8 protein-coding genes, 3 tRNA genes and 1 pseudogene are annotated in these 11,661 nt (G+C 58.6%); 10 read left to right on the top strand and 2 right to left on the bottom strand.

Features of this window, described 5'->3' with window-relative positions; genetic code table 11:
- Window positions 1-74: 74 nt before the first annotated feature.
- The 4 genes from R6T97_RS00185 to R6T97_RS00170 all read left to right on the top strand — a co-directional run bounded on the left by R6T97_RS00185 (window position 75) and on the right by R6T97_RS00170 (window position 1,905).
- Window positions 75-150: transfer RNA gene (locus tag R6T97_RS00185), tRNA-Val, on the top strand.
- Window positions 151-314: 164 nt separating this feature from the next.
- Window positions 315-391: transfer RNA gene (locus R6T97_RS00180), tRNA-Asp, on the top strand.
- 309 nt (window positions 392-700) lie between these two features.
- Window positions 701-777 (top strand) — tRNA-Asp (locus R6T97_RS00175).
- A gap of 192 nt (window positions 778-969) precedes the next feature.
- On the top strand, window positions 970-1,905 hold the full coding sequence (locus R6T97_RS00170) for a cation diffusion facilitator family transporter (RefSeq protein ID WP_410347294.1): 936 nt from the start codon (window positions 970-972) through the stop codon (window positions 1,903-1,905).
- Between the two features lie 11 nt (window positions 1,906-1,916).
- Here the strand turns inward: R6T97_RS00170 and R6T97_RS00165 are convergent, their stop codons facing one another.
- The gene (locus R6T97_RS00165) at window positions 1,917-2,204 is read right to left on the bottom strand and encodes a hypothetical protein (protein ID WP_410347293.1); all 288 of its coding nucleotides are present in this window, start codon (window positions 2,202-2,204) and stop codon (window positions 1,917-1,919) included.
- A 152-nt stretch (window positions 2,205-2,356) separates the two neighbouring features.
- Window positions 2,357-3,730 carry a M20/M25/M40 family metallo-hydrolase gene (locus R6T97_RS00160; protein ID WP_410347292.1) on the bottom strand — a complete coding sequence of 458 codons (1,374 nt, stop codon included), beginning with the start codon at window positions 3,728-3,730 and terminating at the stop codon, window positions 2,357-2,359.
- A 382-nt stretch (window positions 3,731-4,112) separates the two neighbouring features.
- Between R6T97_RS00160 and hemA the strand changes: the two genes are divergently transcribed.
- The 6 genes and pseudogenes from hemA to R6T97_RS00130 all read left to right on the top strand — a co-directional run.
- Entirely contained in the window at window positions 4,113-5,336 is a 1,224-nt protein-coding gene (hemA, locus tag R6T97_RS00155; protein ID WP_410347295.1) for a 5-aminolevulinate synthase, read from the top strand.
- A 115-nt stretch (window positions 5,337-5,451) separates the two neighbouring features.
- Complete coding sequence (locus tag R6T97_RS00150) at window positions 5,452-6,645, top strand: helix-turn-helix domain-containing protein (protein ID WP_410347291.1); 1,194 nt, start codon at window positions 5,452-5,454, stop codon at window positions 6,643-6,645.
- Between the two features lie 81 nt (window positions 6,646-6,726).
- Window positions 6,727-7,851, top strand: coding sequence for a flavodoxin-dependent (E)-4-hydroxy-3-methylbut-2-enyl-diphosphate synthase (gene ispG / locus R6T97_RS00145; RefSeq protein ID WP_410347290.1), 1,125 nt, complete (start codon window positions 6,727-6,729; stop codon window positions 7,849-7,851).
- Window positions 7,852-7,931: 80 nt separating this feature from the next.
- Window positions 7,932-9,077 carry a pyridoxal phosphate-dependent aminotransferase gene (locus tag R6T97_RS00140; RefSeq protein WP_410347289.1) on the top strand — a complete coding sequence of 382 codons (1,146 nt, stop codon included), beginning with the start codon at window positions 7,932-7,934 and terminating at the stop codon, window positions 9,075-9,077.
- Window positions 9,074-10,228 (top strand): N-acetylmuramoyl-L-alanine amidase, encoded by a 1,155-nt coding sequence (locus R6T97_RS00135; protein WP_410347288.1) that lies wholly within the window; start codon window positions 9,074-9,076, stop codon window positions 10,226-10,228. Before R6T97_RS00140 ends, R6T97_RS00135 begins: the two co-directional genes overlap by 4 nt.
- 133 nt (window positions 10,229-10,361) lie before the next feature.
- Window positions 10,362-11,546 (top strand): annotated as a pseudogene (locus R6T97_RS00130) (transglycosylase domain-containing protein); the annotation flags it as partial.
- Window positions 11,547-11,661 lie beyond the last annotated feature (115 nt).

Here is an 11,661-nt window from a genome sequence, read left to right as displayed (position 1 = left end):
TGAAAGATGGCGCACAAAACCTGTTGGAATGAGGCTTGCACAACCCGCACGGCTGGTCTAAACGATGCCGCATCGGGTGATTAGCTCAGTTGGTAGAGCGCTTCCTTTACACGGAAGATGTCGGGAGTTCGAGCCTCTCATCACCCACCATTCCCCTGATTTTATCTTCGATTTGCCTTTTTTGGACTTTGTCTGCTGACAAATACGGAAGGGCACGGAATTTATTCCGCTGCCCGAGCGTTGAGAGTGCTTGACGGGGCGTGCGGGGGCACTTAGAAGCAGCCCACGTTCGGGTTTCCCGGACAAGCAGATGCGCGGTTGTAGCTCAGCTGGTTAGAGTACCGGCCTGTCACGCCGGGGGTCGCGGGTTCGAGCCCCGTCAACCGCGCCACTGCATTTTCCTTTCGGAATATCATTAGTTTCATGCAACGGTTTTGCCGCGTGTTTCGGCCAGATGCGCTGTTCGTGGTTAACGCCCTTCTTTTGTGGGATTTGGCCCATACAGAAGCCGTACAGAGGGCGTACAGAACCTGTACGTACAAGGCGTGCCTATGCCTTGGTGTTAACCGTCCGTACGCTCTAAGGAATGAACAAAGCGTAAATTTGGCAGGCCTGACGACAGGACACCGACAAAAACAAGCATCCGGTGTTGATTATGCGTTGACGCCCTGCGCATCGGCGATTATCCCGCACCTCACGCGCGGTTGTAGCTCAGCTGGTTAGAGTACCGGCCTGTCACGCCGGGGGTCGCGGGTTCGAGCCCCGTCAACCGCGCCATTTTCCAAATCGGAACAAGTACCTGTGTTATGCCCTGCGGCATTGCATCGTGCTATCGTGTGCCTTTTGGGGCGCAGAAGTGTTGTGCCGTCGGTCGCAGGGCCGGACATACCTGACCGCTGATGCTTTGCGCCAAAAGGGATGTAGGCTGACTGCATTGGAACACGAAGCGATTCAGAGGGAGCTGCGGATATGGATCACAAAGACCATCATCATGTCGATCCGGACGCGGGCGACCGGCGGGTTCTGGCCGCAATTGCCGTCAACATGGGCCTCACGGTTGCACAGATCGTCGGCGGGATCGTTGCCGGTTCGCTGTCGCTGATCGCGGATGCGCTGCACAATTTTTCCGACGCGATCTCGCTCTTCATCGCTTTTGGCGCACGCAAGATTGCGCGGCGGCCAATGGATGCGCAGATGACTTTTGGCTATGGCCGGGTCGAGGTCGTGGCTGCGTTGATCAACTACACCGTGCTGATCGTCATCGGCCTTTACCTGCTTTACGAGGCCGCGCTCCGCTTTGCCGACCCGCAACCGGTCTCGGGCTGGATCATCGTGATCATCGCAGGCGTCGCGCTGCTCGTGGATGTCGTCACGGCGATGCTGACCTATGCGATGTCGAAGTCCAGCGTGAACATCCGTGCGGCTTTTCTGCACAACGTCGCTGATGCGCTGGGATCCATCGCGGTGATCGTTGCGGGTACGCTGATCCTGCTTTACGACTGGCTGTTGGTTGATCCCATCGTGACGGTGATGATTGCAGGGTACATCCTGTGGCAGTCCTTCCGTGGCATCGGCCCCGTGATCCGTATTCTGATGCTGGGATCGCCACCCGATATCGCGACGGGGTCTGTTCTTGATGCGGTGCGTGCGATCGATGGCGTGACGGGCATCCACCACGCGCACTTCTGGCAGATGGAAGAGCATCGCGCGGCCCTCGATGCGCATGTTGTTATCGCCGAAGGCCGCTGGAGTGATGCAGACGACATCAAGTCGCGCATCAAATCTGCACTTTCAGACCGTTTCGGTATCGAACACAGCACATTGGAACTGGAATGCGCGCGGCACACCTGCGGTGAACCGACCGAGCTTGGAGGTCGGGGTCATGGCGATCCCGACATGCATTAGGCTTATCTGGACTATCTAAAACGGGACATCGCTTTTTTCATGGCGTCTTCGAAGCTGTCCCATGAACTTTCGACACCTGCCTTCAGGTCCTCCCAGGCAGATTCGCCCGCAGTCTGGAGTTCGGCCAGCTTCTCCGTGGCTTCCACTTGCTTTTCCCTCAGATCATCGATCTGTTCAAGGTACTCGATCTTGGCATCCGCTTGAGCGTTGTCCGCTTTGGCCTTGAGCTTGTCGATCTCTGCTTTCCACTCGTCCATCTGTGACTTGAGTTTTTCCACATAGGCATCTTTCATACTCATGCTCACCACTCCCTCTTGATCGGTTTCGTCGATGGACGCGAGGGCGATGACAGAATGTCATCCGCCCCGCGTCCATCGGAATTAAGGCCGAGAGATAATCATTGGGATTGACAAAAATCAACCGGCCCTGGGGATGGCCGGGCCTTTGTCCTTTAGCTTGTCATCGCGTCCAGGATACGCGCCCAGCTTCTGATCCCTTTGTGAAACGACGACAGGTCGTATTTTTCATTGGGCGAATGAATCGCGTCGTTGTCCTTGCCGAACCCGATCAGCATGGCATCCATGTCGAGGATTTTCTTGAAGTGCCCTGCGATGGGGATCGAGCCGCCGGAGCCGACATAAGCTGCGGCATTGGGCCATTCATCGGACAGCGCCTTGCGCGCCTGATCGAAGGCGGGGTGGGTCGTGGTCATTTGCCCGGCGGCGCTGGCGCCGTGGTCCTTGAAGCTGACGCTGCAATCGGGGGGCAGCATATCCTGCACCATCTTGCGGAAACTTTCGCGGATTTTCAGCGGGTCCTGCGTGCCGACAAGGCGGAAGCTGATTTTGGCGTGCGCTTGCGACGGCAGGACGGTCTTGAACCCGTCGCCGGTATAGCCCGACCACATGCCGTTGACCTCGCAGGTGGGGCGCGACCAGATCATTTCGAGCGGGCGGCGGCCTTTTTCGCCTGCGGGTTCAGACAGGCCGACCTCGCTCAGAAACGCCTTTTCGTCGAATTTCAGGTCATCCCAGGCGGCAGCCAGTTCATTGGAGAGTTCCGGCACGCCATCGTAGAAACCCGGCACCGTGATGCGCCCGTTATCGTCGTGCAGGGCGGCGATGACGCGGGCCAGCACCCTTGCGGGGTTCATGGCAAGACCGCCGTACATGCCCGAATGCAGGTCCTTGTTGGGTCCGGTGATGGTCAGTTCCTCGCCCAAGAGCCCGCGAAGCTGTGTGATAATCGCCGGTGTGCTGTCGCCGTATAGCCCGGTGTCGCAGATCAGCGCGATATCGGCGGTCAATTCGTCGCGGTTTTCCGCCATGAAGGGGGTGAGGGAAGGGGAACCTGATTCTTCTTCGCCCTCGAAAAAGATCGTGATGTTGGCGGGCAGGGTGCCATGTTCGGCCTTCCACGCGCGGCAGGCCTCCACGAAGGTCATCAACTGCCCTTTGTCGTCGGACGATCCACGGCCCCGGATTACCTTGCCGTTGGCGGTATCCTCGATCTGGGGGTCGAAAGGGTCGCGGTCCCAAAGGTCAAGCGGATCAACAGGTTGCACGTCGTAGTGGCCGTAAAACAGGATGTGCGGGCCGTCGCCGCCTGTATGTGCGACAACCATCGGATGGCCGGGCGTGGGGCGCTTGGAGGCCTCGAATCCGATAGATTGCAGGTCAGCCACCAGCCAGTCTGCGGCGCTGTCGCAATCGCCCTTGTAGGCCGGATCTGTCGAGATCGAGGGGATGCGCAAAAGCTCCAGCAGGCGGTCTGTTGCCTGTGGCAGGTCGGCGTCGATGCGGGCGAGGACGGGGTCGAGGGTCATGTGTGTGGCCTATCATTTGGGATTTGCCGCGAGGGTTGACCTTAATGAAGAAGAGGTCAAGGTGGTCCGGTTCAAAGGTCCAGTTGAAAATGGATCAGGTCAGTTCCAACTGCGGGGAAATGAAAGACTGTATTTTTGGGCAACAGCATGGGCGCAGTGTGAATTTTACGCAAAGTCAGCTATTCCGTTCCTTGGTCACAGGAGCGTAACGCGCCATATATTGATCCAGATCACGGAAACAGCGCCGCCGACCCCCTAAATACGGCTAAGGAGCGACACTTTGTAACGTCTTGTCCGAGGCAGTGTCGCCCTATATGACGCTTAGAACGATTCAAAGTCTGCCCCAAATGCAGTCTTTGCGATGAAGAAGAGGACGACTGCCGTGGATTATGACGCCAAGCTGGACACTGCGATTGAACGTTTGCACCAGGAAGGCCGCTATCGGACCTTCATTGATATCGAGCGCAAGCGTGGGCAGTTCCCCCATGCAACATGGCGTAAACCCGATGGCTGCGAAGCGCCGGTGACGGTGTGGTGCGGCAACGACTATCTGGGCATGGGCCAGCATCCTGTCGTACTTGCCGCCATGCATGAAGCGATAGATGCCACGGGTGCGGGCTCTGGCGGGACACGCAACATTTCGGGCACGACTGTTTATCACAAGCGTCTTGAGGCTGAACTGGCCGATCTGCACCGCAAGGAAGCGGCGCTATTGTTTACCTCGGCCTATATCGCCAATGACGCGACGCTGAGCACGCTGCCCAAGCTTTTCCCCGACCTGATCATCTATTCCGACGCGCTCAACCATGCGTCCATGATCGAAGGTGTGCGCCGCAATGGGGGGGCAAAGCGTATTTTCCGTCACAACGACGTGGCGCATCTGCGCACGCTTCTGGAAGCCGACGATCCTGCCGCGCCCAAGGTGATTGCCTTTGAATCCATCTATTCGATGGACGGCGATTTCGGTCCGATCGAGGCGATTTGCGATCTGGCCAACGAGTTTGGCGCGCTGACCTATATCGACGAAGTACATGCGGTTGGCATGTATGGCCCGCGCGGGGCAGGTGTGGCCGAGCGTGACGGTTTGATGGGCCGTATCGATATCATCAACGGCACATTGGCCAAGGCGTATGGCGTCATGGGTGGCTATATCGCCGCCAGCGCGAAAATGTGCGACGCGATCCGCTCTTATGCGCCGGGCTTTATCTTTACGACATCTTTGCCCCCTGCTGTCGCGGCGGGTGCGGCGGCAAGTGTTGCGCATCTCAAGACCGATCAGGCATTGCGTGAGCAGCACCAGACGCAAGCGAAAATTCTGAAATTGCGGCTGAAAGGGATGGGCCTGCCGATCATCGATCACGGCAGTCACATCGTGCCGCTGATCGTCGGCGATCCGGTGCACACCAAACAGTTGTCGGATATGTTGCTGTCCGATTTCGGAATTTACGTGCAGCCGATCAACTATCCGACGGTGCCACGCGGGACAGAGCGACTGCGCTTTACCCCGTCGCCGGTTCATGGCCCGCGCGAAATGGATGCATTGGTAGGCGCTTTGGACGGTCTTTGGTCACAATGTGCGCTGAATCGCGCTGAGCTTGCCGGTTAACCCTAGAACGTCTGTGCATAACTTTGCCTAACGTGTTAGGTAGGTTGAAGGCGCACTTACTGTTTCGATTCGTTGGACAACGTGCGCTTAGGGGCATTAAGCGACGGGACAGTCGATGATCGGGAAGACCTTCAAGCGTGCTGACGCACCGGAGGACGTGCAGGCGACAGGCTTTGACGCCTTTGATTTGCGTCTGGGTGATCTGATGCGCGGTGAACGTGCGACCTTGGGCAAGAGCCTTTTGGACGTGCAACGCGAACTCAAGATCAAGGCCGCGTATATTGCCGCTATCGAAAATGCAGACCCTTCCGCTTTTGACACCCCCGGATTTATCGCAGGCTACGTGCGGTCCTATGCCCGTTATCTGGGCATGGACCCTGACGATGCGTTCGAGGCTTTTTGCGTGGAAAGCGGATTTGCCACGGCCCACGGGATGTCGGCCGAGGCGTCTTCGCTGAAGGGCAAGACATTCGATCCCGCTGCCGCCCCCTTGGGCAAGGATATTTTTTCAGCGTCTGCGACGCCTTTCATTCCTGCAGGTGACGCGATGCTTTCGGGTGTGGAACCACGGGCGATCGGGTCTGTTATGGTGCTGGTCGCATTGATCGCCGGTCTGGGGTATGGCGGCTGGACCGTTCTGCAAGAGGTGCAAAAGGTGCAGTTCGCCCCTGTGGAACAGACGCCGGTGGTGATTTCCGATCTTGATCCTTTGGCTGGCGCGACAAACACGATCCAGCCAAGCGATCCTTTGGAGGATTTCCAGACACCGTCCCGCCAGTCCTTGGACAGGCTTTATCGCCCGCAGGCGCTTGATGTGCCTGTTCTGGTCGCGCGTGATGCGCCGATTTCAACACTGAGCCCCGGTATGATCGGTGCGCTTCTTCCAGATGTGGGCGTTTCGCCGACGCGGGAGATGATGGTCGCTTCGGCTGATATACCGGCCCCGCCCGCCATTCAGGTCGTTGAACCCGATGTGCCCGAAGTGCAACTGGTCGCGGTCCGCCCGGCTTGGGTACGGGTGCGGTCTGCGGATGGTACCGTGATCTTTGAAGGTGTGATGGAGCCGGGTCAGAATTTTGTCGTGCCCACGACCGAAGAACCTGCAACGCTACGCGTCGGTGAAAGCGGGGCAATGTATTTTGCCGTCAACGGTGTCCACTATGGCCCGGTCGGGCAGTCAGGTGTCGTGACGTCGAACGTCGCGCTGAGCACGCAAAACCTGACACAGACATATGCCGTCGCCGATCTGAGCGCGGATAATGATCTGGCTGAAATCGTCAATTTCGCCGAGGTTGTTGCGGACGAATGACCGCAGCGCGCGACGCTTGATGAAGCGGTGCTGGCGGCATAGGTTAGCTGCAACTGATCCCAAGACGAGAGCCGAAAGCGCATGTCCCTGAATCCTATCCGCCCGTGGCGTAACATTTACCGTCGCAAATCGCGTCAGATCATGGTGGGCAATGTACCTGTCGGGGGGGATGCGCCGATCACGGTGCAGACCATGACCAATACGTTGACGACCGATATCAAAGCCACGATTGCGCAGGTGCAGGCGGCGGCGGATGCGGGGGCGGATATCGTGCGCATTTCGGTGCCGGATGAAGCATCCAGCGCCGCACTGAAGCAGATCGTGCCAGAGGTGTCCGTCCCGATCGTGGCGGATATCCATTTTCACTATAAACGCGCGATCGAGGCGGCAGAGGCAGGTGCGGCGTGCCTGCGGATCAACCCCGGTAACATCGGCGACGAAAAACGCGTCAAAGAAGTGATCAAGGCGGCCCGCGACCACAACTGTTCGATCCGCATTGGCGTTAACGCAGGGTCACTGGAAAAGCATCTGCTGGACAAATATGCGGAGCCTTGCCCGGATGCGATGGTGGAAAGCGGGCTCGATCATATCAAGATTTTGCAGGACAATGATTTCCATGAATTCAAGATTTCCTGCAAGGCGTCGGATGTCTTCATGGCCGCAGCCGCCTATCAGCAATTGGCCGAGGCGACAGATGCGCCGATCCATCTTGGCATTACCGAGGCTGGTGGCCTGACCTCTGGCACGATCAAATCGGCTATCGGGTTGGGGAACCTTTTGTGGATGGGGATCGGCGATACGATCCGCGTCAGCCTGTCTGCCGATCCGGTCGAAGAGGTGAAGGTCGGTTATGAAATCCTGAAATCGCTGGGCCTGCGCCATCGTGGCGTGAATATCATTTCCTGCCCGTCCTGTGCGCGGCAGGGCTTTGACGTGATCAAGACCGTCGAAGAACTGGAGAAAAGGCTGGAACACATCAAGACGCCCATGTCGCTGTCCATCATCGGTTGTGTGGTCAACGGACCCGGAGAGGCGCTTATGACCGATGTGGGCTTTACCGGTGGCGGGGCAGGGTCCGGCATGGTCTATCTCGCGGGTAAGCAGAGCCATAAGCAATCGAACGCCGATATGGTCGATCACATTGTCGCGCAGGTCGAAAAGAAAGCCGCCGAGCTTGAGGCCCAGAACGAGATGGCCGCCGAATAGCGGCCAGGACGACCGCGCTTGCCCATTGACGCCACCCGCGCTGGACGGGCAAACAGGCGGCAAAACACATGAGGCAGACGATGCGACTTTCGAAAAGAGGTGATGTTGATCCGTTCATCGTGATGGATGTGATGGAAGCCGCCCGTAAGGCCGAGGCAGCGGGCCGACACATCATCCATATGGAGGTCGGCCAGCCCGGTACCGGTGCGCCGCAAGCTGCCAAGGACAGGCTGATCGCGGATATGGCCGACCCGCTGGGCTATACCGTGGCCCTTGGTTTGCCGGAACTGAAAGAACGCATCGCGCAGCATTATGCTGATTGGTACGGCGTGACGCTTGATCCGGCCCGCGTGGTAATTACCAGCGGGGCGTCGGGGGCGTTCCTGCTGGCGTTTTCGGCCCTTTTTGACAACGATGCGCGGGTGGGTCTGGGGACGCCGTGCTATCCGTCGTATCGCCAGATATTAAAGGCGGTTGGCCTGTCACCCATTGATATTCCAACAACATTTGCCCAGCGGTTCCAGCCTTTGCCGTCAGATGTGGCTAAGTATCATCTGGACGGGTTGATCGTGGCTTCTCCGGCGAACCCGACGGGCACGATGCTGGACAGCGATGGTCTGGCCGCTTTGTCCGATGCGTGTCAGGCGCAGGACGCGGCCCTGATCTCGGACGAGATTTATCACGGCATTGATTACGACACCGCCCCTGTGACGGCGCTGCAGGTCACCGATGACGTGTATGTCGTGAATTCCTTTTCCAAGTATTTCTCGATGACGGGCTGGCGCGTTGGCTGGATGATCGTGCCCGAGGGTCATATCAGGCAGGTCGAACGCTTGGCCCAGAACATGTTTATTTGTGCCCCCCATGCGGCCCAGCGTCTGGCCCTGCACGCGATGGATTGCACAGATGAACTGGAGGCCAACAAGACGGTTTATAAAGCAAACCGCGATCTGATGATTGCAGGTCTGCAGGCGGCTGGCCTGACCCGCTTTGCCCCGCCTGATGGTGCGTTTTATGTTTATGTCGATGTATCGGAATATACCGATGACGCATTGGGGTTTGCGGCGGAAATCCTTGAAAAGGCGGGTGTTGCGGTGACACCGGGCCTTGATTTCGACGCGACCCGTGGCCATCACTGGCTTCGCTTTTCCTATGCAAGATCGACCGCCGATATTACCGAAGGGCTGGACAGGTTGGCGCAATTCATGCAGGGGCGTCGAGCGTGATCCGCTGGTTGGTGGCATTCCTTTTCGCGGCCAATCTTGCCACTGCGCAGGTGAGCGTCGATCCGGTGCGCACCAGCGTCAGTGACGGGTGGTGGACGCTTGAGATTGCGGTCGGGCTGGACCGGATCACGCCTTACCGCGTGTTCACCCTGGACGCGCCCCGCCGTCTGGTTGTGGACATCGAAGGCGCGTCTTTTGCCGCATTGGATGCCGAAACCGTTCGTTCTGGGGATCGGGCAGAGGCGGTGCGCTTTGGCCCCCTGCGCCCCGGTTGGTCGCGCATGGTGGTTGATCTGGCCGAGCCGCTGGTCATTGCCCAAGCCGGCATGACCACAATTGAAAATGCTGTGGACCTGACGATTATTATGGAACGCACCAGCCCCGAGGCTTTCGCGGCAAGCGCAGGTGCGCCGCCCGATCCGGGATGGGATGTGGTGGCGGGGTTCGACCCGAAGATTGCCCAAGACCTTGCGGCAAGTGAGGATTTCGTCGTTGTCATCGACCCGGGCCATGGCGGAATTGATCCCGGGGCGTCGCAAGGTGGGATCAAGGAAGCGGACCTGATGTTGCTGATGGCGACGGAACTGGCGGTCATGCTGAATGCCCAAGAGGGCCTGCAAGCGGTCCTGACGCGCGATGCGGATGTGTTCGTGCCTCTGTCCGCAAGGATGACCCTTGCGCGTCAGGTGGGTGCCGATCTTTTCATCTCTTTGCACGCGGATGCGCTTGAGGAAGATGCTGCGCGTGGTGCGTCAGTCTATACGCTGTCCGCCGATGGCGGCACCGAAGCCGCACGGCGCAATGTGGAACGCCACGAACGCGGCGACCTTTTGGCGGGTGTTGATCTGGACACCGCAGGTGACCGTGTCGCCACCGCCCTGATGGACCTTGCACGCGCCCGGACAGGCCCAGAGGCGCGGCGCATCGCCGATGCGCTGGCGGCCTCCATGCAGGCGCAGGGTGTGCTTTTGAATGGGACCCCACGGCGCGAAGGGCAATTCGCGGTGCTGACTGCCGCCGATTTTCCCAGTGTGTTGATCGAAGCGGGGTTTCTGTCGAATGCCGAGGATCGTGCAGTGCTGGCCACCGCAGAAGGGCGTGCGCGGATTTTGCGGGCCATTCGCGATACCGTAATCCTCTTGGCACGTTGAAAGACGGGGCGGCCCTACTGAAAAAGTGATCCCACGCCCGGCATCATCTGGCCATAGGTGGCATTTGCCCTTTTGACCATGCTGCCCCTGCCGCGTATAAGCAGGTGAAACAGACAGGACTGGGTCCAAATTCGTGTTGCGCTTTATCACCTCTTTCATTGGCGGGCTTTTTACGCTTCTCACCCTTGGCACGATCATGGGCGGGCTTGCCATCGGCGGGGTGCTTTACATGTATGGCCGCGACCTGCCCAGTTATGAAACTCTGTCGCAATACACGCCAAAGACCATCAGCCGGATTTATTCGGGCGACGGGCAGATCATTGACGAATTCGCAGTCGAGCGTCGTTTGTTCACTCCTGCCGAAGAAATTCCCGATATCGTCAAGCAGGCGTTTATCTCTGCCGAAGACAAGAACTTTTATACACACGCCGGATATGACGCGATGGGCATGGTGTCGGCCGTTGTCGATGCGGTCGAATCGCGCGGCGAAAACGTGCGCGGTGCCTCGACCATCACCCAGCAGGTGATGAAGAACTTTCTACTGGACGGGTCTCGGTCGGTCGAGCGCAAGATCAAGGAAATCATTCTGGCCGTCCGTATCGAAAGGGCGATGCCGAAAGAGCGTATCCTCGAGCTGTATCTGAACGAGATTTTTCTGGGCCAGAATAGTTTTGGCGTTACCGCTGCGGCGCTGACGTATTTCAACAAACCCCTGACCGAATTGTCGGCGGGCGAGGCGGCCTATCTGGCCTCGCTACCCAAGTCGCCCAGCAATCGCCACCCGGTCCGCGATCGCGAGATTGCCGTATTCTGGCGCGACAACACCCTGCGCGAGATGTTCGAGAACGGTTATATCGACGAGGCGACATATGAGGCAGAACGCGCAGCACCGCTCTTGTCGGTGCAGGGCGGCGATTACGAGGACTTCCGCGAGAGCCTGCCAGAGCGTGATTACTTCACCGACGAAATCCGCCGCCAGCTGAGCCAGAACTTTGGCGAGGAAGAGTTCTTTTCCGGTGGCTTGGCGATCCGTGCGACGGTTGATCCCGATTTGCAGGTCACCGCGCGCCAATCGCTGCAACGCGCGTTGGAAGAGTATGACCGTGCGCAGGGTGTCTGGCGCGGTACTGGCGAGACCATCCCTGCAGATGCATTGGCGCAAGAGGCAGCATGGCGGGCAGCCCTGACCGGCGTCGATGTCGCCCGCGATGTCGATCTTGATGGTCAATGGTATCCGGCGGTCATTCGGGATGTGGCCGAGAATACGCTGACCATCGGTATCGAAGGCGTCATCGAGACCGAGGCCGAACCCTTTGTCCTTGTCAAAGGGAGGGATGTCAAAGCCCGCTTTAACGTCTTCGCGCAAAACGCGGCCCCCCGAGCTTTTCACGGCGATCTCTTCGGTGGAAAGTTTCCATGAAGCCGCCTTCATC

It is taken from the genome of Yoonia sp., assembly GCF_046498525.1.
GTDB lineage: Bacteria > Pseudomonadota > Alphaproteobacteria > Rhodobacterales > Rhodobacteraceae > Yoonia.
Note: the sequence above shows the minus strand (reverse complement) of the source record. Positions and strands in the feature narration are given on the sequence as shown.

Bases quoted from the DNA above. Each gene is read 5' to 3' on its own strand.
- R6T97_RS00170 (WP_410347294.1), top strand. From the start codon at position 970: ATGGATCACAAAGACCATCATCATGTCGATCCGGACGCGGGCGACCGG.
- R6T97_RS00165 (WP_410347293.1), bottom strand. From the start codon at position 2,204: ATGAGTATGAAAGATGCCTATGTGGAAAAACTCAAGTCACAGATGGAC.
- R6T97_RS00160 (WP_410347292.1), bottom strand. From the start codon at position 3,730: ATGACCCTCGACCCCGTCCTCGCCCGCATCGACGCCGACCTGCCACAG.
- R6T97_RS00150 (WP_410347291.1), top strand. From the start codon at position 5,452: ATGATCGGGAAGACCTTCAAGCGTGCTGACGCACCGGAGGACGTGCAG.
- ispG (WP_410347290.1), top strand. From the start codon at position 6,727: ATGTCCCTGAATCCTATCCGCCCGTGGCGTAACATTTACCGTCGCAAA.
- R6T97_RS00140 (WP_410347289.1), top strand. From the start codon at position 7,932: ATGCGACTTTCGAAAAGAGGTGATGTTGATCCGTTCATCGTGATGGAT.